The 22273-nt window shown below is 67.9% G+C and carries 17 protein-coding genes, 2 tRNA genes and 1 pseudogene; 10 read left to right on the forward strand and 10 right to left on the reverse strand.

Going from position 1 to position 22273, the window contains the following annotated elements:
- Positions 1 to 41: 41 nt before the first annotated feature.
- Positions 42 to 1061, reverse strand: a complete 1020-nt coding sequence (locus ACGFIF_RS38550) for a zinc-dependent alcohol dehydrogenase family protein (RefSeq protein WP_393161715.1) — start codon at positions 1059 to 1061, stop codon at positions 42 to 44.
- A gap of 165 nt (positions 1062 to 1226) precedes the next feature.
- On the opposite strand from ACGFIF_RS38550, the gene ACGFIF_RS38555 reads away from it, so the two are divergent.
- Positions 1227 to 2102: a helix-turn-helix transcriptional regulator gene (locus tag ACGFIF_RS38555; protein ID WP_393161717.1), complete on the forward strand. Its 876-nt coding sequence runs from the start codon at positions 1227 to 1229 to the stop codon at positions 2100 to 2102.
- A gap of 8 nt (positions 2103 to 2110) precedes the next feature.
- Complete coding sequence (locus ACGFIF_RS38560) at positions 2111 to 2521, forward strand: cupin domain-containing protein (RefSeq protein WP_393161719.1); 411 nt, start codon at positions 2111 to 2113, stop codon at positions 2519 to 2521.
- 18 nt (positions 2522 to 2539) lie between these two features.
- On the opposite strand, the gene ACGFIF_RS38565 is transcribed toward ACGFIF_RS38560, so the two are convergent.
- From ACGFIF_RS38565 to ACGFIF_RS38590, 6 genes and pseudogenes are all read right to left on the reverse strand, one after another.
- Entirely contained in the window at positions 2540 to 4486 is a 1947-nt protein-coding gene (locus ACGFIF_RS38565; protein WP_393161963.1) for a LuxR C-terminal-related transcriptional regulator, read from the reverse strand.
- Between the two features lie 330 nt (positions 4487 to 4816).
- Positions 4817 to 5302 (reverse strand): annotated as a pseudogene (locus ACGFIF_RS38570) (AAA family ATPase); the annotation flags it as partial.
- A gap of 72 nt (positions 5303 to 5374) precedes the next feature.
- Positions 5375 to 5863, reverse strand: a complete 489-nt coding sequence (locus ACGFIF_RS38575; protein WP_393161721.1) for a GNAT family N-acetyltransferase — start codon at positions 5861 to 5863, stop codon at positions 5375 to 5377.
- 143 nt (positions 5864 to 6006) lie between these two features.
- Positions 6007 to 7878 (reverse strand): ABC transporter ATP-binding protein, encoded by a 1872-nt coding sequence (locus ACGFIF_RS38580; RefSeq protein WP_393161724.1) that lies wholly within the window; start codon positions 7876 to 7878, stop codon positions 6007 to 6009.
- Entirely contained in the window at positions 7875 to 9539 is a 1665-nt protein-coding gene (locus tag ACGFIF_RS38585; protein ID WP_393161726.1) for an ABC transporter ATP-binding protein, read from the reverse strand. Before ACGFIF_RS38585 ends, ACGFIF_RS38580 begins: the two co-directional genes overlap by 4 nt.
- Before the next feature lie 326 nt (positions 9540 to 9865).
- The gene (locus ACGFIF_RS38590; RefSeq protein WP_393161729.1) at positions 9866 to 11758 is read right to left on the reverse strand and encodes a hypothetical protein; all 1893 of its coding nucleotides are present in this window, start codon (positions 11756 to 11758) and stop codon (positions 9866 to 9868) included.
- 200 nt (positions 11759 to 11958) lie between these two features.
- On the opposite strand from ACGFIF_RS38590, the gene ACGFIF_RS38595 reads away from it, so the two are divergent.
- Positions 11959 to 13179, forward strand: coding sequence for an MFS transporter (locus tag ACGFIF_RS38595; protein WP_393161731.1), 1221 nt, complete (start codon positions 11959 to 11961; stop codon positions 13177 to 13179).
- On the opposite strand, the gene ACGFIF_RS38600 is transcribed toward ACGFIF_RS38595, so the two are convergent.
- Positions 13154 to 13705 (reverse strand): kinase, encoded by a 552-nt coding sequence (locus ACGFIF_RS38600; protein WP_393161733.1) that lies wholly within the window; start codon positions 13703 to 13705, stop codon positions 13154 to 13156. The two genes, ACGFIF_RS38595 and ACGFIF_RS38600, sit on opposite strands and share 26 nt — an antisense overlap.
- A gap of 74 nt (positions 13706 to 13779) precedes the next feature.
- On the opposite strand from ACGFIF_RS38600, the gene ACGFIF_RS38605 reads away from it, so the two are divergent.
- Positions 13780 to 14139: a hypothetical protein gene (locus tag ACGFIF_RS38605; protein ID WP_393161736.1), complete on the forward strand. Its 360-nt coding sequence runs from the start codon at positions 13780 to 13782 to the stop codon at positions 14137 to 14139.
- Between the two features lie 111 nt (positions 14140 to 14250).
- Here ACGFIF_RS38605 and ACGFIF_RS38610 read toward each other — a convergent pair.
- Positions 14251 to 14324: transfer RNA gene (locus tag ACGFIF_RS38610), tRNA-Gly, on the reverse strand.
- Positions 14325 to 14443: 119 nt separating this feature from the next.
- Here ACGFIF_RS38610 and ACGFIF_RS38615 point away from each other — a divergent pair.
- From ACGFIF_RS38615 to ACGFIF_RS38640, 6 genes are all read left to right on the forward strand, one after another.
- Positions 14444 to 14516: transfer RNA gene (locus ACGFIF_RS38615), tRNA-Pro, on the forward strand.
- A gap of 78 nt (positions 14517 to 14594) precedes the next feature.
- Positions 14595 to 15989, forward strand: a complete 1395-nt coding sequence (gene tig, locus ACGFIF_RS38620) for a trigger factor (protein WP_393161738.1) — start codon at positions 14595 to 14597, stop codon at positions 15987 to 15989.
- 541 nt (positions 15990 to 16530) lie between these two features.
- Positions 16531 to 17154: a ClpP family protease gene (locus tag ACGFIF_RS38625; RefSeq protein ID WP_393161741.1), complete on the forward strand. Its 624-nt coding sequence runs from the start codon at positions 16531 to 16533 to the stop codon at positions 17152 to 17154.
- A 30-nt stretch (positions 17155 to 17184) separates the two neighbouring features.
- Positions 17185 to 17796, forward strand: coding sequence for an ATP-dependent Clp protease proteolytic subunit (locus tag ACGFIF_RS38630; RefSeq protein WP_337323247.1), 612 nt, complete (start codon positions 17185 to 17187; stop codon positions 17794 to 17796).
- A 300-nt stretch (positions 17797 to 18096) separates the two neighbouring features.
- A complete protein-coding gene (gene clpX, locus ACGFIF_RS38635) occupies positions 18097 to 19392 on the forward strand; it encodes an ATP-dependent Clp protease ATP-binding subunit ClpX (protein WP_393161745.1) in 1296 nt (431 codons plus the stop codon).
- A gap of 130 nt (positions 19393 to 19522) precedes the next feature.
- Positions 19523 to 20962 (forward strand): alpha/beta hydrolase, encoded by a 1440-nt coding sequence (locus ACGFIF_RS38640; protein ID WP_393161747.1) that lies wholly within the window; start codon positions 19523 to 19525, stop codon positions 20960 to 20962.
- Here the strand turns inward: ACGFIF_RS38640 and ACGFIF_RS38645 are convergent.
- Entirely contained in the window at positions 20959 to 22266 is a 1308-nt protein-coding gene (locus ACGFIF_RS38645) for an aspartate aminotransferase family protein (protein WP_393161750.1), read from the reverse strand. The two genes, ACGFIF_RS38640 and ACGFIF_RS38645, sit on opposite strands and share 4 nt — an antisense overlap.
- Positions 22267 to 22273 lie beyond the last annotated feature (7 nt).

A 22273-nucleotide genomic window follows, 5' to 3' on the forward strand; every position in this document is an offset into this window, starting at 1 on the left:
TCAGCACGCTGCGGCGAACAGGCTTCATTGGTTCATCTCGGTCAGACGGTGAGAAGGACTTTGGTGGCGGTGCGCTGGTCCATGGCTTGGTAGCCCTCGGCTGCCCGGTCGAGGGGCAGGGTGAGGTCGAAGACCTTGCCGGGGTTGATCTTGCAGTCCCAGATGAGCTGGATGAGTTCGGGCAGGTACTGCCGGACCGGGGCCGGCCCGCCGTGGATGTGGACGCCCGCCATGAACAGCTCGTCACCGGGAATGGAGACGTCGTGGGAGACGCCGACGAACCCGACGTGGCCACCCGGCCTGGTTGAGCGAATGGCCTGCATCATCGCCTCCTGGGTGCCGACGGCTTCGATGACCGAGTGGGCTCCGAGCCCGGCAGTCAGGTCCTTCACCCGGGCCACGCCGTCGTCCCCACGTTCTTCGACGATGTCGGTGGCACCGAACTCCCGGGCGAGGGCCTGGCGATCGGCGTGACGGCTGAACGCGATGATCCGCTCGGCGCCGAGCTGCTTGGCGGCCAGGATGCCCAGCAGCCCGACGGCGCCGTCGCCGACGACCGCGACCGTCTTGCCCGGAGCGGCCTGGGCGGCGACAGCGGCGAACCAGCCGGTCCCGAGTACGTCGGAGGCCGCCATCAGGGACGGGATCAGGTCGGGAGCGGGCATTCCCGGGGTGGCGACGAGGGTGCCGTCGGCCAGCGGGATGCGGGCCCGCTCGGACTGGGTGCCGATGGTGCCCATCAGGACACGGTGCACGCAGTACGCCTGGTAGCCGGCCAGGCAGATCTCGCAGGTGTTGTCGGAGGCCCAGAAGGATCCGATGACGAAGTCGCCGACCTTGATGGTGCGCACGTCCGGACCGACCTCCTCGACGACGCCGACGTACTCGTGGCCCATGACCTGGTGGTCGACGGGCTCGGCGCCGCGGTACGGCCACAGGTCGCTGCCGCAGATGCAGGTCGCCGACAGGCGGATGATCGCGTCGGTCGGTTCGAGGATCTTCGGGTCCTCGCGGTCTTCGACCTGGACGTTCCCGGGTCCGTGCATGACAACCTGGCGCATCGAGCGCTCCTCTTCACATCTTGTCGGTGGATTACTGGCCGAACGAAGGGCCACGGGTCGAGTGAATCCGGTGGATCGACGCGGTGGAAGTCACTGTGAAGGGACGTACTCACAGGGCACCCTTCACCGTTCTGCGGCCGGTGCGCGCGGCCTAGTCTCGTTGTCATGGACAACCGTCAGGAGGTGCGCGAGTTCCTCACCACTCGTCGCGCCCGCATCACTCCGGACCAGGTCGGCCTCCCGACCACCGGTTCCCGGCGCGTCCCTGGTCTGCGGCGCAGCGAGGTCGCATCGATCGCAGGCCTCAGTGTCGAGTACTACGCCCGGCTCGAGCGCGGCCAGATCGCCGGGGCCTCCACCGGCGTACTCGACGCGCTCGCCCGAGCGCTGCAACTGGACGAGACCGAACGAGCTCACCTGTCCGACCTCGCCCGGGCCGCTGATGGGATCCCGACCTCGGGTCGCCCGCGCCGTCGGACACCGAGCAAGGCGGCATCGCGGCTGAGCCTTCAGTGGACGCTGGAGGCGATCACGGACGGGGTCGCGTTCGTCCGGGACCCGCAGCAGAACCTGATCGCGACGAACGCCCTCGGTCGAGTCTTCTACTCACCCGTCATCGGTGACAGCGGTCGAACCCCGAACCTGGCCCGGTTCCAGTTCCTGGATCCGGCCGCGCGAGACTTCTACCCCGACTGGGACCTGTTCGCTGAGATGTGTGTCGGCGTCATGCGCGCCGAAGCGGGCCGCGACCCGCACGACCGCGGACTCCAGGACCTCGTTGGCGAGCTCTCCACCCGCAGTGAGATCTTCCGCCGCCTGTGGGCGGACCACAACGTACGCACCCACGGGAGCGGCACCAAGCGGTTCAACCACCCCGTCGTCGGCGAACTCACCCTCGCGTACGAAGAACTCGCGATCACCGCCGAGCCAGGGCTGGTGCTCCTGGTCTACACCGCCGAACCCGGTTCGCCGTCCGCCGAACGACTCCAGCTGCTCGGCTCGTGGGCAGCACAGGCAGAAACACCGACGATGAACAGCTAGAGGACCCTATGCAGATCACCCGCAGCACCGTCGACACGGCCAAGGGGCCGGCCGACTGGTTCACCGGCGACGTATACATCGACGCCGTCGCCGCAGCCCCGCCGCCGTCGCGGCTCACCGCGAACCTGGTCCACTTCATGCCGGGCGCCCGTACCCACTGGCATCGCCACCCCCTGAGCCAGACAGTCTTCGTCACCGAAGGCATCGGCCTGTGCCAGCGGCGCGGCGGCCCCATCGAGGTCATCCGCCCGGGCGACCGCGTCCTCTTCGAGGCCGACGAGGAACACTGGCACGGCGCTGCCCCCAACCGCGTCATGGTCCACCTCGCCCTCAACGAGTCCGACCCCGACCACGACGTAGTTCACTGGCTTGCGCCGGTAACCGACGAGGAATACGAAACCGCCCCATCTGGCGTTTAGCGTCGGCCACCCGTGACGCTAGGCCGAGGTTGCTGCGGCCTGGGGGAGGACGGCGGGGATTTCTCTGCGGGAGGCGATGCCGAGCTTGGAGTACACCTTGCGGAGGTGCCACTCGACGGTGTGGGGGCTGAGAAACAACCTGGCGCCGATGTCGGTGTTGGTGAGCCCGTCGCCGGCGAGATGAGCGATCTGCGTCTCCTGAGCAGTGAGGGCGGTGGATGTCGGAACGGTCCGTTTGCGCACTTTCGTTCCGATGGCCTGCAGCGCGCGGCGAGCCCGTTCGGCGAATGCGTCGGCCCCGAACTGGGTCAGCATCTCGTGGGCGATGTCCAGTTGCGTACGAGCGTCGACGCGGCGGTTCTCTCCGCGTAGCCACTCGCCGTACAGGAGATGCGCGCGCGCCAGGTTGACGCGGACCCGAGTCTTGGAGAGCCGCTCGATCGCCTCACGGTAGAGGGTCTCCGCAGCGGCGCCTTCGCTCAGAAGTGCGCGTGAGCGCGCCTCGACACCGAGCGCCCAGTCGGTGCCGCTGGCCTGTGTCGACTCCGCGAGTTGCTCGAGCGCGTCGGAAGCCGCCTCGGACGCGCCGGTCCGTGCGGCCGCCTCGACCAGTTCGGCCAAGGCCCACTGCGGCGCGCCGAACTGCTCCTGATGTGTTGCCGCCGCCTGGGCCGCGGTCATTGCCTGGTCGTACTGGCCGAGGCCGTTGCAGAGCACCGCGTGGTGGAAGTGTGCGACGGTGACCCCGAGTCCCTGGCCATGCTGCGTGGCCTCGTTGATCGTTGCCGCGATCAGCGTGCGTGCCTCGCGCTCGTGGCCCCGAACGGCGGCCAACGCGAGAGCCCCGAACGGCGGCTGGTTGCTACCGATCGCCGCACTCGCCGTCCTCACCTCCTCGATCATCGACGCAGCCGCCGCCAGGTCGCCGGCGAAGACGTGTACGACGGCGGACGAGTCGAGTGCCAGCGGGAGCTCGCTGAGCGCGCCGGCCTCGCGAATGATTGACACGTGACGGGCCGTGACCATGTCCCAGCGCTCGAGGTCCCAAAGGTCCGCCGAGATGACTCCGGCAAGCAGCAGCCACCGCATCGACTCCTGGACGGGAACGTCCTCGTCAGAGAACGCTGTGAGGACTTGGTCGATCATCGGCACGGATGGCGCGAAGCCGTCGGTGAGACGCACGGCTAGGGCATCCAGCAGCTTGTCGGTCGTGCGCTGCAGCTGGGCTGGTGGCGCCCCACGCGCCGCCTCGCCTACCTCCCGCCACCCTGGGCTGCGCGCCAGGTGGCCGGCGAAGATCACTGCCGCGACCGCTTCCAGATAGGTCTCACGAGCGATTGCGACGTTGAGCTGCTCGAGTCGGCGAGCGGCGGTGAGCAGTAACGGAGGGGCCTCCTTGCCACGGCCTTGTGCGAACGCGATCGCGGCACGCAGTACGTCGATCCGTGCGCGCGTGAGCTCGTCGGGCTGTCCGGCGGTTGCCGTCGCGAGGAGATCCGCCGCCGGCTCGAACGCCCCGGCCTGGAACTTCGCTTGCGCGGCCTCCAGTGCGCGCTGCGAGCGGCGGGCGGGATCTTGCGTCAGGTCTGAGGCGCGCTCGAGGAACGCGGCGACCGCTGCAATGCCGCCACGAGCCTGGGCCCGGGCTGCCGAGCGCTCGAGTTCCGCGGCGACGTCCTCGTCAGGGCCTGGCGCGGCCTGCGCCCGATGCCAGGCCCGGCGATCGGGCTCGACGTCGGCGTCGATCGATTCCGCCAAAGCCCGATGGGCGATCTGGCGATCCGCCACGGGTGTCGCTCGGTACGCCGCCGAGCGCACCAGCGGATGCCGGAAGCGCACGGGAGCGTCGAGGGTCAGCAGCTCCGAGACGTCGGACGCGGCGGCGTCCACGTCGATGCCCATCCGCTCGGCCGCCCGCCTCAACAACCTCACGTCGCCGACCGGATCGGCGGCCGCGGTGAACATCAGGCGTCGGCTCGCGGCCGGGAGCGACTCGACGCGGCGGAGGAACTCCCTCTCGAGCTGGCTCGACAACGGCCGGGACTCCGGATGTCCGAATCCGCCGGCCGTCTCCGCTGCGGTCCACCCGCGAGGCAGCTCGAGCAGGGCCAACGGGTTGCCGCGCGCCTCGGCCACGATGCGATCGCGCACCCGCTGGTCGAGCGGACCGGTGATGACGGAGCTGAGGAGGGTCTTGGAGTCGCGCTCCGACAGGCCGTTGACGGGCAGCTCGGGGAGGCCGGCGAGAGTCTTGTCGGGTGTGGGTTCGCGGACGGCGAAGACGAGCAGGACCGATTCCGCGAGCAGTCGCCGGGCGACGAACCCCAAGGTCAGTGCCGATGCTTGATCAAGCCACTGCGCGTCGTCGATGAGACAGACCAGCGGCTGGCTCCCTCCGGCTTCCGCGAGGAGGCTCAGAACGGCCAGGCCGACGAGGAACCGGTCGGGCGCGTTCCCGGTGCGCAGACCGAACGCCGTGGCGAGCGCGTCTCGTTGCGGCCCGGGAAGCTGGTCCAAACCGGTGAGCAGCGGGGTGCAGAGCTGGTGCACGCCGGCGTAGGAGAGCTCCATCTCGGACTGAACGCCGGCAGCCCTCACCGTGCGGCAACCAGAGGAACTGTCGAGAAGGTACTTCAGCAATTCGGTCTTCCCGATGCCGGCCTCGCCACGCAGAACCAGGGCAGCACTACGCCCCGCCCTGACGCCCTCCAAGAGGACGTCGAGAGCCCGACACTCCTCTCGCCGCCCAATCAACCCGGCGCGTGAATGGCTGGGCGTCACCGATCGAGAATACTTCGACCGCCTGTCGGTAGATAGGCGTTCGACCGCGACGGTGGTACATCAGGTCGAGGACTAGGAGAGCTTCTTGCGCAGGACTGTGATCATCGTTTCGTAGCGAGTGACCGTGCCGTCCGGCGCCTCCTGGTCCCAGGCGCCAGGTTCGCGGCCGGTGACGACGTAGCCGAGGCGTTCATAGAGTGCGCGCGGGCGTGGATGGTTCTCGTCGACTCCCAGCTCGGCCCAGGTGAGGCCGCGGTCGCGGATCCGCTGCTCCAATGCCTGGATGAGGACCGTGCCAATGCCACAGGACTGCAGGGGCGCATCAACCGAAAGCTGCCAGAGCACTGGGATCCCCGATGGCTTGGCGTAGTCGACCCCGCCGGTCGCCACCGGAATACCGGACGGCGGACAGACCGCGAGAAAGTCGACCTCGCCCCGCTTCGCCCGGTCGAGCGCCTCGAGTGTGCCCGCGCGGTGGGTCTCTGACCACCCGGAGAAACCGGGGTGCAGGTCCTCGGCAGTCAGATCTCTCACCGTCAGCGGCAGCAAGACCTCAGGCATACGCGCCACCTTGTCACCCTGGGGTCGGCCACCGCCACAGCATTTTCACCACCTGTCTCCGTACCCGGGCGGCGGTGCGACGGAGGAGCGCGCGAAGCGGGCGCGTGGGTAACCGACCCCACGCGCCCGCAATCACACTGAGCTCAGGCCAGGGAGTCTTCCCAGGCCTGGTGTAGACCGGAGTAGTGGCCTCCGGTCGTGACCAGGTCGTCCGGCGCGCCGTCCTCGATGATTCGGCCGTATTCGAGGACCAGTACGCGATCCGCGGTCTCCACCGTGGAGAGCCGGTGCGCGATGACGATCGCCGTACGGTCGGCCAGGATGGTCCGCAACGCGCGCTGGATCAGCCGCTCGCTGGGGATGTCCAGGCTGGACGTCGCCTCGTCCAGGATCAGTACGGCGGGATCCGCGAGAAACGCCCGGGCGAACGCGACCAGCTGGCGCTGACCGGCGGACAGCCGGCTGCCGCGCTTCTCCACCTGGGTCTCGTAGCCCTCCGGCAACGCCATGATGAAGTCGTGCGCGCCGATCACCTTGGCCGCCTCGACCACCTCGTCGAGTGTGGCGCTCGGTTTGCCGAACCGGATGTTGTCCGCGACCGTGCCGGTGAACAGGAAGTTCTCCTGGGTCACCATCACCACCCGCTCACGCAGGTCGTCCTCGGTGAGGTCACGCAGGTCGGTCCCGTCCAGCAGCACGTGACCGCTGGTCGGGTCGTAGAACCGTGCCACCAGCTTGGCGATCGTGGTCTTGCCGGCACCCGTCGTACCGACCAGTGCGAGGGTCTGACCGGCCGGCACGTCCAGGTCGAGGCCGGGTAGCACCGGTACGCCGTCGACGTACTGGAACCGTACGTTGCGCAGCTCGAGGTGCCCGCGCGACTTACCGGGACGCGCCGGCTTCACCGGCTCCGGTACGTCGGGTTTCTCGTTCAGCACACCGGACAGCTTCTCCAGCGCCGCACTCGCGGACAGGAAGGTGTTGTAGAACTGCGAGATGTCCTGCAGCGGCTCGAAGAACTGCCGCAGGTACAGCAGGAACGCGGTCAGTACGCCGACCGTCACGTGCCCGTGGTAGGCCTGGTAACCGCCGTACGCCAGGATCGCGACGATGGTGATGTTGCCGACGCCCTTGATCGACGGCATGAAGATCGCGTTCAGCCGGAACGACTCCAGGTTCGCCGCCCGGTACCGGTCGTTGACGCCGTGGAAGATCTCCTCGTTGCGCGGCTCCCGGCGGAACGCCTGCACCGCGCGGATCCCGGTCATCGACTCGACGAAGTGCACGATGACGAGTACGACGGCCTCGCGGGTCTGCCGGTAGACGATGGCGGACCGGCGCCGGAACCAGGCGGTGATCAGGACCAGCGCCGGGAACGACAGCAGCGCCAGCAACCCGAGCTTGAAGTCCAGCGTCAGCAGCAGGATCGCCGTACCGATCAAGGTCAGTAGCGCCGTGACCAGGCCGTCGAACCCGTTCGCGAGCATCTCGTCGATCACGCCGACGTCCGAGGTCATCCGGGAGATCACCCGGCCGGACGTGTACTTGTCGTGGAACGACGGGCTGAGCCGCTGGAAGTGGTCGAACACCCGGCGGCGCAGACCGAGCAGGATGGTCTGGCCGAGTTTCCCGGACCGCATCAGGAACAGCTGCCGCGCGAACGCCTGCAGCAACGCCATCGCGAACACGGTGCACACGACGGTGATCAGCGTCGTCGCGCCCTCACCGGCCAGGATCGGCGGGATGCCGTTGTCGATGCCGAGGTGGACCAGGTACGGCACCGCGAGCCGGGCGCCGTTCTCGACGATGACGATCGCGACCAGGATCCAGATCAGCTTGTGGTACGGGCGGAGCAGCTCGCCGAGCAGCTTGCGGGAATCCTCCTTCAACCGGATGGTCGTTGCCCGCGTCAACTCCCGGTCGCCCTCGTCCTCGAAGTACCCCCGCCACGATTCTTCCGGCGGCCTCTCCTCCTCGGTCTCGGCCTTCGGAGGTGTCTGCTGGGTCGTGCTCATGCGTGCACCTCCTCTTCCTCGGCTGCGAGCAGCTGCCGGTACGCCGGGACGTCGGTGAGCAGCTCGTGATGCGTACCGACGTGGGTGATCGTCCCGTTCTGGAGCAGGGCGACCTTGTCGGCCAGCATCACCGTCGACGCGCGGTGTGCCACCACGATGCCGGTGGTGTCGGCGAGCACGTTGCGCAGCGCCTCCTCGACCAGCGCCTCGGTGTGGACGTCGAGTGCCGACAGCGTGTCGTCGAGCACCAGGACCGCGGGCTTGGCGAGCACGGCCCGGGCCAGTGCGAGTCGTTGCCGTTGGCCACCGGACAGCGACATGCCCTGCTCGCCGACCCGGGTCTCCAGACCCCACGGCAGGTCCTTGACGAATTCGGCCTGTGCAACCTGGAGCGCCTGCTCGATATCGGCCTCGCTCGCGTCCGGCCGGCCGAGGGTGAGGTTCTCCCGGACGCTCATCGAGAACAGCGTCGGGTCGTCGAAGGCGGAGGCGACCGCGCCGCGCAGCGACTGCAGGGTCAGGTCGCGCAGGTCATGCCCGTCGATGGTGATGCGCCCACCGGTCACGTCGTACAGGCGTGGCACCAGTGCGGTGAGCGTGGTCTTGCCCGACCCGGTCGCGCCGACCAGGGCGAGCGTCGTACCGGGGGTGAGGTCGAGGTTGACGTCGTGCAGGATCTCGGGGGAGTCGGGTGAGAACCGGAAGCTGACGTTCTCGAACCGCAGATGGCCGCGCGGGTGCTTCAGCTCCTCATCGCCGGACTGGATGGTGGACCAGGTGTCCAGGATCTCGCTGATCCGGTCCGCCGCGGTCATCGACTCCTGGGCCATCGCCAGGATGGCGCCGAGGGACGTGACCGGCCAGATCAGCGACAGCATCAGCGTGATGAACGCGACCAGCGTGCCGAGCGTGATCGCCTCCCGGCCGACCGCGAGCGCGCCGAGCAGCAGCACGATCACGAGCGTCAGGTTCGGGATCACGCCGAGGAAGCTCCAGAACCTCGACGCCAGCCGGACCTTCGCCACCGAGGTGTCGTAGAGCGAGACCGCGCCGTCGTCGAACTGCTGCTGGACGTGCTGACGCCGGCCGAACGCCTTGATCACCCGGAAACCGAGCGCGGACTCCTCGATCTGGGTGGCCAGGTCGCCCTGCTGGTCCTGGACCTGGCGGGAGATCACCAGGTACTTGCGCTCGAACTTCAGCGACACCACGATGATCGGCACCGCCGCCGCCAGGACGACGACGCCGAGCGGCCAGTACAGCCGCAGCAGCAGGGCGGTGACGACCGCCAGTTGGAGGATGTTCATCACCAGGAACAGCAGGCCGAAGCCCATGAACCGGCGAATGGTGGACAGGTCGGTGGTGACGCGGGAGAGCAGTTGACCACTCTGCCAGCGGGTGTGGAACTCCATCGGGAGCGACTGCAACCGGACGTAGAGGTCGTGCCGGAGCGTGGCCTCGAGGTCGCTGACCGTCCGGGACTGGGCCCAGCGGCGGACCCAGACCAGCAGGACCTCGCTGATGCTGAGCCCGAGGGCGAGGAGGGCGAGCGGGACCAGCATGTCGAGCTCGCGGCGGGTGACCGGACCATCGATGATGGCGCGGGTGACGAGGGGGACGGTGAGGCTGACGCCAACGCCCAGCATGGCGGTGGAGAACATCACCGCCAGGCGCCACTTGTGCGGTCGGAGATAGGGGCGGAGCCGCCAGAGGTTGCGGCTGCGTTCGGGTGCTCGGGTGGTAGGGGCTGCAATCGAGGGCGCTTGGGCAGGTCTTTCTGAGGGCATCTGGACGGGCGCACTTCCCATCATGCTTGGCGTAGAAGGAGGGTCGCGACCGGAAAACGGCGCACTTTCCAGTATCGCCTACGGGTAAGCGCTTGTCTTTCGAATTCCATTCCTTGGTGATGAATTACCTCGTGTCGCAATAGGCGACCCCCGCCACCACGCGGTGACGGGGGTCACAGTCATTACGGATCGCGATAGGTCTACGGATTGACCCTGAGGAACGCGATGCCATCGATGGTGGCCGGGGCCGTCGAGGTGGAGACGATCTTGACCGCGCCGGTCCGGAATGGGGTGATCGGCAGGTAGGTCACCTTCCTGACCGTGGTGGTGGCTGCCAGTGAGACTGTGCCGATCTTGATGTTCGCGTGGTAGACGTCGACGCGGCCCTGGCCCGGGCCGTGGATGGCGACCAGTGCGATCCGGGCGCCGGCCTCGGTCGCCTTGGTCAGGTAGGCGCCGTTCGTGTTCAGGATCGAGGTGGTGCCCTGGAACGCGAGGGTGCTGGTGGAGCGGGTGACGGACCCGGCCGACGTCAGGGCGCGGTCGTCCTGGGGCGCGACGGTGCAGATCTGCGGCGACCAGGCGGACAGGTTGCCGAGGTAGTCGCGGGAGCGGACCAGGAAGCACTCGTCCCAGCCCAGCCGCGGTGTCCAGGTGATCGACGTGATCTTGGTGTTCTGCCAGGTCGGCGGGTAGATCCACTTGCCCAGGGCAACACCTGGTGCGGCGATCTTGTAGACGACGTCGTACGACTCCACGTCGGTGTCGTCCTTGTACGCCCAGCGGAAGGTGACGGGCGCAGTCACCGCGACCCGGTCGCCGATCCGCAGGGTGACCAGAGACGGCGCGGTCCCGTCGACCTCACTGCAGTACGACGTACTCCACGCGCTGACGTTGCCCGCGTAGTCGCGAGCTCTGACCTGCCAGCACGTGTCAGTGCCGATCGGTGCGGTGTAGCTGGCGCCGGTCGTCTTCAGACCCTGCCACGAGGGGACCTGGTTCCAAGCGCCATACGGCGAGGTGCGGTTGGGGCGCTGCTGGATGCGCAGGTCGTACGAGTCGACACCGGTCGCGGGGGAGTTGGGGTCCTGTGGGTCGGTGTAGGCCCACTCGAACGACAGGCTCGTGTTGTCGCGGATCCGATCGCCGGCTGACGCGCTGGTCAGTACTGGCGCGACGGTGTCCGGTCGCTGCTGTGGGTCCGCGGTGAGCCAGCTGAGGGTGATCACGCGAGCTCTCGAGTCCGGGTCGGCGTACACGATCTTGGCCAGGCCGGAACCGTCGGCACGGAAGCTGGCGGGCTGGCTGCGGACCGGTCCATAGAGGCGCTGGCCGAGTCCCTGGCCGTTGAGGTCGGTGACGAGCAGGTTCTGTTCGGCTGTCTCCTGGACCGTGAAGCCGTTGCCGAGCTGGGAGTCGGCCGCCACAGTGAGGTTGCGCGGGGCTTCGGGGCCCTTGACGTCAACGACCTGGTTGCAACCGCTGAGCAGCGCCCAGCGACCGTTCACGCGGTCCGGGCCGAGTGTGCACGCACTGGCGACCAGGACGGTCTTGGTCGTGCCGGTGGTGAAGTCTTTGCCGGTGAGGTGTCCGGGCTCGGTGATCTTCCAGACCGTCGAGTCGGACAGGGCGAACGGCGGGGCGAAGTCGGCCAGCTTGGTCTTCGTCGCCACGTCGTACACCTCTGCCGTGGCTGCGTTCGGGGTGCGGTGGGAGACGAGCTTGCCGCCCTTGCCCAGGATCACCTCGTCGGCCGCCGGGAAGGTGAGGCCGTTGACCTTGGCCGTGCCTGCTTGGAAGGTCAGCAGGCTGGTGCCCTCGAGTTGGAAGGGCTTGGTGTCGTTGGAGCCCCCGGTCGCGGTCCAGGTGGCGCCGTTGTTGCTGGTCTCCCAGAGGGTGTTGTCGGCCTGCTCTGTTGTGACCACCCGTGCGCCGGACAGGCCGACGTCGCCGACCTGTGCCGTGGCTGTTCGGTTGGCTACCGGTACGCCCTCGCCCAGGTGCTCCGGCGGATCGGCCGCCATCACCTGAGTTGCGACAACCGGCACCAGTACGACCGCACAGGCGACCGCAGCAACCCGCAACCTGACCACAAGAACCCCCTCGGCGCCGCTCCCCAGCGCGCCCTCGACACAGGGCGGCACCCTAGCCAGTAACCATCGGTAACGGAAGCGCTTACCGGTCTGGTCCAGGCGTGTGCAAGTGCGTGGGGTGTTTCGCGGGCGGTGAACAGGCTCTGCTGGGGGCGAACAGACGTAGTCGGGTGACTCTGCTCGGTGACAGGTTGCTCGGCATGGCTTGGGTCGTCAGGGGTGAGTTCAGAAAGCTGTGGGTCGGGCAGCTCGTCTCCGCGTCGGGCAGTGCGATCACCACCGTTGCACTGCCGCTGGTCGCTGTGGTGACGCTGCACGCGTCGGCTGTGGAGATAGGCGTACTGGCGGCGCTGACTGTGCTCCCGCATCTGGTCTTTGGGCTGCCAGCGGGCGTTTGGGTGGACCGGTGGTCGCTGCGGCGCGTGCTGGTGGTGACTGATGTTGGGCGCGCTTTACTGCTCGGGTCGATCCCGCTGGCGGCTGCTGCGGGGGCGCTGCAAATGTGGCAGCTATGCGTGGTGGCTGTGCTGACCGGTGTGCTGACGTTGCTGTCGGAGACGGCGTCGATGACGTTGCTGCCGGCGCTCGTACCGCGTGACGACCTCATCCGGGCGAACAGTGCGCATCTGCTCAACCTGAACGTGGCGTCTACGGCAGGGCCGTCGGTGGCAGGCCTGTTGGTGCAGTTGGTGACTGCGCCGTTCGCGATCCTCTTCGATGCGGTGTCGTACGTGGTGTCCGCGGTGGCGTCGTACCTGATTCGTGAGCCTCGGCGTGTGTCGGCGGAGCGGTCGGAGGTGCATCTGACGGCTGGACTGCGGGCGATCTTCGGGAGCCCGGTGCTGGCGCCGCTGGTGGTGTCTGCGGCGGTCGGTGCGATTGCCGGCTCGTTGCAGGGGCCGTTGATCGTTTTGTATCTGGTCCGCGAGCTGCACTGGGCACCTGCGCTTGTCGGTGTGGCGATCACGGCCTTCGGTGTGGCCGCTGTCGTCGGCTCGCTGGTCGCACCTGTGTGGATCCGCCTGGTCGGCGTCGGCCGCGGCTACCTCACCGGCCAGTTCGTCGCGTCCCTCGCTGGAGCCGCTCTGGCTGTCGGCTTCGCGCCATTGGTGTTTCTGGGGCAGGCGTTCGCTGGCCTCGGCATGTCGCTGTTCGCCGTACCGCAACGCGCCCTGCGCCAATCCCTCGTCGAACCCCACCAACTGGCTCAGGTCAATGCCACCTGGCGCACCCTGGTGATCGGCGGTCAATCCGTGGGTGCGCTGACCTCCGGCCTCCTGGCCACGACCATCGGCCTCCGCCCCACGCTCGTCCTCTCGACGACAGCAATGCTCGGAGCCACCCTCATCGGGCTGCTCTCACCGCTCCGAACTCTGCATTACCTTCCGGAGCCAGTCAGTCCTCGACTGGGTGGGAGATAGCGCCGCCAGATGTCCAGGCGAGGTCGGCGATGATGCGGTTGGCGGAGTCGTCCAGCGTGCTGGTGACGTCGATGATCTGCTCGCCCGGTACGTCGAGGAGGTCGCAGGGCTGGTACCAGTCACGCATCTGCTCCGGTGTGACGACCTTGGAGAGCGGGCGGGTGGCATGCCGCTCCACGGTCTCGTCGAAGGGGAGCTGGAAGTAGTACACGCCGGTGGGGCCGGCATGGTCGGCGATCAGTTGCCGCACCATCGCGCCGTACGTCGGGCTGTAGAGGATGCCCTCCAGGATCACGTGGTAGCCGGCATCGAGTGCGTAGCGCACGGTCTGGTCGATCAACCCGACATTCGGGGCACCCGGCCGGTCGTGCTCACGGAGCAGGATCCGGCGCAGGTAGTCCTGCTCGACCCAAGCCACCCCACGCCCAACCCGCCGCCGCACCTCCTGCGCCGTCGTACTCTTCCCCGACCCCGAGTTCCCCCGGATCACCACCAACCGCGTCGTCCCGTCCCCAACTCTCGACACCCCAAGACCCTAAACGCTCCCGATGCCACCCCCGGCCAAGCAACAGCCCCAGCTCAATCCGAGATGATGGCGCGATGCCCGAACGACACTCACGCCCGGTGCCCGGCGGCCGAGCCTTCTACTTGACCGAGCGCCTCTGGAAGCTGGCGGAAGACCTCCCAGCCGAGCCTGTACCGATCGACACCATCCGCGAGTTCGACGAGGACTGCTGGTTCGGTGGCGGACCGGTCACCTGCCGAATGGTCGCCCAGCATGCCGACCGCATCCAGAAGGCCGATCTCCGGTACCCGGTGACCTTGTCGGCGGACGGACGCTTGATGGACGGCGGCCACAGAATCGCCAAGGCCTGGCTGACCGGCTCGACAACCATCGACGCGATCCGGTTCACCATCGACCCCGAGCCGGACTACATCGAGTGGGACCCCACCACCTGAACCCGGCCGGCCGGCGGTTAGCCGCCAGGCCCACGGGCTAGTGGCAGCGGGATCGCATGGGATACCAGGGGTACGGAAAGGCCCAGGTCGGTGTGACCTGGGCCTTTGCGGTGGAGCGGGTGACGAGAATCGAACTCGCGTAGCCAGTTTGGAAGACTGGGGCTCTACCATTGAGCTACACCCGCGGTGCTCGGACATGATTCCACATTCCCCGGGGTGGACTCAAAACTGCCCCGCCGATCGGTGTCGCCTGGGGTGGTGGCGCGAGCATTGCCTCGGGTCGACTAGACTCGTGCGGTCACTGCGGGGCGTAGCGTAGTGGCTAGCGCGCCTGCTTTGGGAGCAGGAGACCGCAGGTTCGAGTCCTGTCGCCCCGACAAACCCCCTGCAGTACCCCTGCAGCGCGGGCTGTCCCCGTGCTGTGAAGTCGTCATCTATCAAGGAGAACCGCCACCGTGAAGAGCACCGTCGAGTCCATGAGCCCGACGAAGGTCCGGCTCATCGTCGAGGTGCCGTTCGAGGAACTCAAGCCGAGCCTCGACGCGGCGTACCAGAGCATCGCGAAGCAGATCACCGTCCCGGGGTTCCGCAAGGGCAAGGTCCCGCCGCAGGTGATCGACCAGCGGGTCGGTCGCGGGCCGGTGCTCGAGGAGGCGATCAACGACGCGCTGCCGAAGCTGTACTCGCAGGCGGTGCAGGATAACCAGGTCAAGGCGATCGGCCGGCCCGAGGTCGACGTGACCGAGTTCAACGACCAGGAGAGCCTGCAGTTCTCCGCCGAGGTCGAGGTGCGCCCGGAGATCACCCTGCCGGACCTGGAGGGCCTGGAGGCCGAGGTCGAGGACATCGCCATCTCCGACGACGAGGTGGACGAGCAGATCGAGGCGCTCCGGCAGCGGTTCGGCTCGCTGAACCCGGTCGAGCGGGCGGTCCAGGACAAGGACTACATCACCCTCGACCTGTCCGCGAGCAAGGACGGCGAGAAGGTCGAGGAGGCGCAGGCCACCGGCCTGTCGTACCAGGTCGGCAGCGGCCAGCTCCTGGACGGCCTGGACGAGGCGGTCACCGGGCTGAACGCGGGTGAGAGCAAGACCTTCGTCACCCAGCTGGTCGGCGGCGCGCTGAAGGGCGAGGACGTCGACGTCGAGGTGACCGTGACCGCGGTCAAGGAGCAGGAGCTGCCGGCGTTCGACGACGAGTTCGCGCAGACCGCGTCCGAGTTCGACACCGCCGACGAGCTGAAGGCCGACGTCCGCGGCCGGCTGGAGCGCGGCAAGCGGCTGGAGCAGGCCGGCGAGGCGCGCGACGCCGTCCTCGAGAAGATCCTGACCCTGGTCGACGTACCGGTGCCGGAGGGTCTGCTGACCGACGAGCTGGCCGCCCGCAAGGAGAACCTGGAGCAGCAGCTCGGGTACTCCGGGATGACGTTCGAGCAGTTCCTGGAGGGCGAGGAGCAGAGCCAGGACGAGTTCGACGAGGACCTGAAGAAGCGCTCCGAGGACGCGATCAAGGCCCAGTTCGTGCTGGACCTGGTGGCCGAGCAGCAGGAGCTGAGCGTCAACGACCAGGAGCTGACCGAGCACATCGTCCGGCACGCGCAGCGTTCCGGCGTCAGCCCGGACCAGTTCGCCCAGCACGCGGTCGAGAACAACCTGGTGCCGAGCCTGGTGTCCGAGGTCGTTCGCGGCAAGGCGCTGGCGCACCTGGTCGAGAACGCCAAGGTCACCGACGCCTCCGGCAACGTGGTCGAGCTGAAGACCCTCCAGCCGGACGGTACGTACGCCGACCCGGAGGCCGAGTCCGCCGACGCGGACGCCGAGGCCCCGGCCGAGGAGCCCGCAAAGGCCTGACAGCCAGCAGCACGTGATCAGCAGTACGGCGCGACGGCCCGGATCCCCCGCGGATCCGGGCCGTCGTCGTGTTGTCAGCCAGCTGAAAGCGATCTGAAAGCGGCCTTCTCTAGCGTTGCCGGCGCACCGTCAAACCGCCTGGGGAGCGCCTGATGAAGCTGACTGCGAGACCGGATCTCGACGAGCCGTGCCTGTGGCTGCCGGGGTATCCAGTCGTTCACGTCGCGCAACACTGCCGGCCGCCCCGCCTTCGGGTCCGGAACGGCGCTCAGTGCCGGACCCGGAAGACCAATCCGGCTGTTCCGACGACCGAGAAGCCGACCGCTCAAGCGCCTGGTGAGCGAGTCGGCGACGAAGTTCACGCGTTCGGCTCGGTTGCGCTGTGTGGCTGGTGACCGGTGGTCGTCGCTACCGGCTGAGGCCTAGAGGGGGAAAGTTGTTGACTGGAAAGAAATACGCTCAGGGCAGACACGGTGCGCCGTGAGCGAACACCTGTGGCCCAGCCTTAGGTCTGTCGCCGCGGCCCAGTAATGTCGGCTTCGTGAACGAGACATTTGCAGCCAGCCCCACCGCCGCGGGCGGCAACGGATCCGGCGGACTCGACGACCACATCTACCAGCGCCTGCTGCAGAACCGGATCATCTTCCTGGGGTCCGAGGTTCGCGACGACAACGCGAACGCGATCTGCGCGCAGATGCTGCTCCTCAACGCCGAGGACCCCAACAAGGACATCTGGCTGTACATCAACTCCCCGGGCGGCTCGGTGGACTCCGGCATGGCGATCTACGACACCATGCAGTGGATCTCCAACGACGTCGCGACCGTCGGGATGGGCCTGGCCGCCTCGATGGGCCAGTTCCTGCTCTGCGCCGGCGCGAAGGACAAGCGGTTCGCGCTGCCCCACGCGCGGATCATGATGCACCAGCCCTCCGGCGGTATGGGTGGTACGGCGAGTGACATCAAGATCCAGGCCGAGCAGTCGCTGCACATCAAGGCGCAGTTGTTCCGGCTGATCGCGGAGCACACCAGCCAGCCGCTCGAGCAGGTCGAGAACGACGCCGACCGCGACCGCTGGTTCACCGCCGAGCAGGCCAAGGAGTACGGCTTCATCGACCACGTGGTCGCCAGCGCCGCCCAGCTCAGCTCCGGCAGCCCGAACTCCTGATCTCCCACTCCGTCAGTTAAGGACGCACCTATGAACTACTTCATCCCGCAGTGGGAGGAGCGCACGTCGTACGGCATGCGCCGGATCGACCCCTACACGAAGCTGTTCGAGGACCGGATCATCTTCCTCGGTACGCCGATCACCGACGAGATCGCGAACGCGGTGATGGCCCAGCTGCTGTGCCTGCAGTCGATGGACTCCGACCGCGACATCAGCATCTACATCAACTCCCCGGGCGGCTCGTTCACCGCGCTGACCGCGATCTACGACACCGTCCGCTACATCAAGCCGGACGTCCAGACGGTGTGCCTGGGCCAGGCCGCCTCGGCCGCCGCGGTGCTGCTCGCCGCCGGTACGCCGGGCAAGCGGCTGGCGCTGCCGAACAGCCGGATCATCATCCACCAGCCGGCCACCGAGGGCACCTACGGTCAGTCCAGCGACATCGAGATCCAGGCGAACGAGATCCTCCGGCTGCGTGCGCTGCTGGAGAAGATGATCGCCGACGCCAGCGGCAAGCCGCTGGAGGAGGTGTCCCGCGACATCGAGCGGGACAAGTTCCTCACCGCCGACCAGGCGATCGAGTACGGCCTGATCGACGACGTCCTGCAGACCCTCAAGACCCCGGTCCCGGCCGGCGTCTGAGCCTCGATCCGTGCATCCCGGCCGTCGTCCAGTGCGGCCGGGGGCGCGGACCGACGCGCTCCCATCACGTCCGACCCGCTCCGACGGTGCTGACGCGAAGCCGTCAAGGCGTTCTGGACACTTGTCAAGGGCGTGGCGCGTTCGCCACCGGCGTAGTCACAACGCGGCGGCGGGCGCGGCGTTTCGGCCTCAGGCGCGGTACCGTCGAATCGGATCCGGGTTTGCTGTACTGCACCCGGCCCGAGCGGCCTACGCCCCCTTGGCCCACGGTTCGACTGCTCAGAGAAGGGATCTGTCCCGGTGGCACGCATAGGTGACGGCGGCGACCTGCTGAAATGCTCGTTCTGCGGTAAGAGCCAGAAGCAGGTCAAGAAGCTCATCGCCGGTCCCGGCGTCTACATCTGCGACGAATGCATCGATCTCTGCAACGAGATCATCGAGGAAGAGCTGAACGAGGGCTCCGAGGTCGGCCTCACCGAACTCCCCAAGCCGCGGGAGATCTACGACTTCCTCAACGCGTACGTCGTCGGACAGGACGTGGCCAAGAAGGCTCTCGCGGTGGCGGTGTACAACCACTACAAGCGGGTCCGGGACGGACAAGGCAGCTCCAGCGCCGGCCGGCACGCGAAGGACGAGGCCGTCGAGCTGGCCAAGTCGAACATCCTGCTGATCGGCCCGACCGGCTGCGGCAAGACCTACCTCGCCCAGACGCTGGCCCGGATGCTGAACGTCCCGTTCGCGATCGCCGACGCCACCGCCCTGACCGAGGCCGGGTACGTCGGTGAGGACGTCGAGAACATCCTGCTCAAGCTGATCCAGGCGGCCGACTACGACGTCAAGAAGGCCGAGACCGGGATCATCTACATCGACGAGGTCGACAAGATCGCCCGCAAGAGCGAGAACCCGTCGATCACCCGCGATGTCTCCGGCGAGGGAGTGCAGCAGGCGCTGCTGAAGATCCTGGAAGGTACGACGGCCTCGGTGCCGCCGCAGGGTGGACGCAAGCACCCGCATCAGGAGTTCATCCAGATCGACACCACCAACGTGCTGTTCATCGTCGGCGGCGCGTTCGCCGGCCTGGACCACATGGTCGAGCAGCGGGTCGGCAAGAAGACGCTCGGGTTCAACACCTCCCGCGAGCCGGAGAAGCCGAAGGAGGTCAACGGGTACTCCGACGTGATGCCGGAGGATCTGCTGAAGTTCGGCCTGATCCCCGAGTTCATCGGCCGGCTCCCGGTGATCACCACGGTGTCCCCGCTGGACCGCGACGCGCTGATCAAGATCCTGTCCGAGCCGAAGAACGCGCTGGTCAAGCAGTACCGGCGGCTCTTCGAGATCGACAACGTCGAGCTGGAGTTCAGCGACGACGCGGTCGAGGCGATCGCCGACCAGGCGCTGCTGCGCGGGACCGGCGCCCGTGGGCTTCGGGCCATCATGGAAGAGGTTCTCCTCAACGTGATGTACGAGGTGCCCAGCCGTGAGGACGTCGCCAAGGTCGTCGTCACCGGCGAGGTGGTGCTGGAGAACGTGAACCCGACGCTCATCCCGCGCGACCAGATCGAGCGCAAGCGCGAGCGTCGCGAGAAGACTGCCTGAGTTCTTCCGACGGAGGCCGGGAATCCGCTGTACGGCGGACTCCCGGCCTCCTTCTGTTGGTGGACGCGATAGGAGTCGGCCGCCGCCTAGTGGTGCTGAGCTGCCGGCGTTTCAGTGCGCGACCGTCGAGGTGCCGACGGACTACGACCGGCCGTATGGTGCGACCACCACGATCGCGCTGACCCGGTTGCCGGCGACTGATCCGGCCCGCAAGATCGGCACGCTGTTCACCAACCCGGGTGGCCCCGGTGAGCCCGGGGTGGACTTCGTGCAGCAGCTTGGTCAGACCGCCTACCAGCCCGAGGTGCGGGCGCGGTTCGACATCCTCGGCTTCGACCCGCGCGGGGTCGGCAAGTCGGATCCGGTGACCTGCTTCCCGACGGCCGCCGAGGAAGCGGCCGCCTTTACCGGCTCGACGCCGTACCCGGCGACGGCTGCTGAGGAGCGCGAGTACACGAAGCTGAGCCTGAGGATCGCGGTCAGCTGTCGGACCACCTCGCCGGACCGGTTGGCGCACTACTCGACCGCGAACGTCGCCCGGGACATGGACCTGCTCCGGCAGGCGGTTGGCGACGACAAGCTCAGCTATGTCGGGTACTCCTACGGCACGTATCTCGGCGCGACCTACGCGCGGTTGTTCCCGAACAAGATCCGCGCGTTCGTGCTCGACGGGACGCTGAGCCCGGAGTTGTACTCCGGCTCGGACGGTGACCGGCGGCCGATCGGCGACCGGCTTCGGCAGGGGGAGGGTGCCGCGGAGACGTTCGCGCAGTTCCTCGCCGAGTGCGAGAAGGCCGGGCCGAACGACTGTGCGCTGGCCGAGCTCGGCGATCCGAAGACCGTTGCCGAGAGCACCTTTGAGCGGTTGAAGACGCAGCCCGTCGTACTCACGCTGCCGGACGGCTCGACCGTCACGGTGACCTACCAGACGGCCGTCCAGGTCAGCTTCTTCTCGATGTACGACCCTGCCGGCTGGCCCGCGCTGGCGGAGTCGCTGGCCCAGCTCGCGACTGCCTCGGAGACGAAGACGCGGGCCAAGTCCGCCGAGCGGGCGTCCGAGCTGCTGGTGGAGTGGAACCGGCGCAGGGAGGAGTACGCGTCGATCGGGACCGCATTGCAGCCGTGCGTCGAGGCCAAGCAGTCCGGCCGGCCCCTCGCCTACCCGCAGTACGACGACGCCGCGGACAAGCGTGCGCCGCATTTCGGCCGGATGCGTCTGTGGCTCGGCCAGCCGTGCGAGTTCATGGGGGTCCGGGACCACGACGCGTTCCTCGGCCCGTGGACGCTGAGCATCAAGACCCCGGTCATGGTCATCGGCACCCGATACGACCCGGCGACGCCGTACCAGGCCACTCGCCCGTACGCCGACCTTTACCGGAACGCGAGCCTGGTCACGGTCGAGGGCTACGGCCACACCGTGCTCGGTAAGAGCACATGCGCCGACAACCTGATCACCACCTACCTCACCACCTTGAAGGCACCGGCCGACGGCTCGACCTGCACCCAGGACCGCAAGCCGTTCGACCCGGTGCCGACGAAGGCGAAGTTGCTCCAGGGTCCTGGGCTCTAGAGCGACGCCAGCACCGAGTCCGCCACGGCAATCGTCTCGTCGAGTTGTTCGTCGGTGTGCTCGGTGGACAGGAACCACAGCCCTCGGGGCACGATGTTGATCCCGGCTGCGAACAGGCCCGCGTGGAATTTCGCCATCGCGGGCCTGTCGCAAGCCGCGAAACTCCGGTAGTCGGTCACTGCGGACTGATCGGTGACGTAGGTCTGAAACACCGGCCCCGGACCATCGACGAGCATCGGTACGCCGTGACGCTGTGCCGCATCACGGAGACCGGCCATCAGCCGTTGGCCCGCAGCGATCAGCGGGGGATAGACGGCATCCCGGTTCTCGTCGAGATGCCTGAGCACCGCGTCGGCCGCGGCCATCGCGACCGGATGTGAGTTGAAGGTGCCGGCGTGGGCCACGGTCCCGTTCGCGATCGAACCCATCACCTCACCCGAGCCGACCAGCGCCGACACCTGCATCCCACCGGCCATCGCCTTACCGAAGGCGGACAGATCCGGCACGACGCCCAGCAACTCCTGAGCGCCACCGGGGGTGACCCGGAACCCGGAGATGATCTCGTCGAAGATCAGCAACGCGCCATACCGTGAGGTCAGTTCGCGAAGGCCTTCGAGGTAGCCGGGCGCCGGCGTGATGCAGCCGGTGTTGCAGAGCAGGGGCTCGAGGATCACGGCCGCGATCTCGTCGCCAGACTCCTCGAGCACCGCGGATACGGCTTCGAGGTCGTTGAAGGGCAGCACGATCAGGTCGTCCGCGCCGCCTCGGGGCTGGCCCGCCGTACCGCCGACCGCGGCCGGATGCCGGGCGTCTCCGGCCAGCGCCAGGTCAGGGTGCACGCTGTAGAGCACCGGATCGAGCCAGCCGTGATAGTTGCCCTCGAACTTCACGATCTTCGGCCGGCCGGTGTGCCCGCGCGCCAGCCGGAGCGCGCCGTGCACCGCCTCCGACCCGACGCTGTTGAACCGCACGAGCTCGGCCGACGGCACCATCCGGCACAGGCGCTCGGCGACGATCGCCTCCAGTTCGTGCTGGGCGGCGTACGCGACCCCACGGCTGACCTGGGCGGAGACCGCCTCGGCCACGATCGGGGACGCGTGGCCGAGCAGGTTCGGGCCTTGCCCGAGCACGTAGTCGAGGTATCGGTTGCCGTCGACGTCCCAGAGCTCGGCGCCGCGCGCGTGGTCGACGAACAGCGGCTGGTCCGCGCGGCGGGCGTCGCTCGACACCCCGCCCGCGATGACGCGCTTGGCGCGGTCGTACAGGCGATCGGTCTGTTCGTGGCCTCGGGCAACGGTCTGCACAGTTCCT

It is taken from the genome of Kribbella sp. NPDC049174 (assembly GCF_043197365.1).
Taxonomy (GTDB): Bacteria; Actinomycetota; Actinomycetes; order Propionibacteriales; family Kribbellaceae; genus Kribbella.

Coding starts and splice junctions, on each gene's coding strand:
- ACGFIF_RS38550 (WP_393161715.1), bottom strand. CDS start 1,061: ATGCGCCAGGTTGTCATGCACGGACCCGGGAACGTCCAGGTCGAAGAC.
- ACGFIF_RS38555 (WP_393161717.1), top strand. CDS start 1,227: ATGGACAACCGTCAGGAGGTGCGCGAGTTCCTCACCACTCGTCGCGCC.
- ACGFIF_RS38560 (WP_393161719.1), top strand. CDS start 2,111: ATGCAGATCACCCGCAGCACCGTCGACACGGCCAAGGGGCCGGCCGAC.
- ACGFIF_RS38565 (WP_393161963.1), bottom strand. CDS start 4,486: ATGTTCACCGCGGCCGCCGATCCGGTCGGCGACGTGAGGTTGTTGAGG.
- ACGFIF_RS38575 (WP_393161721.1), bottom strand. CDS start 5,863: ATGCCTGAGGTCTTGCTGCCGCTGACGGTGAGAGATCTGACTGCCGAG.
- ACGFIF_RS38580 (WP_393161724.1), bottom strand. CDS start 7,878: ATGAGCACGACCCAGCAGACACCTCCGAAGGCCGAGACCGAGGAGGAG.
- ACGFIF_RS38585 (WP_393161726.1), bottom strand. CDS start 9,539: ATGTTCTCCACCGCCATGCTGGGCGTTGGCGTCAGCCTCACCGTCCCC.
- ACGFIF_RS38595 (WP_393161731.1), top strand. CDS start 11,959: ATGGCTTGGGTCGTCAGGGGTGAGTTCAGAAAGCTGTGGGTCGGGCAG.
- ACGFIF_RS38605 (WP_393161736.1), top strand. CDS start 13,780: ATGCCCGAACGACACTCACGCCCGGTGCCCGGCGGCCGAGCCTTCTAC.
- ACGFIF_RS38630 (WP_337323247.1), top strand. CDS start 17,185: ATGAACTACTTCATCCCGCAGTGGGAGGAGCGCACGTCGTACGGCATG.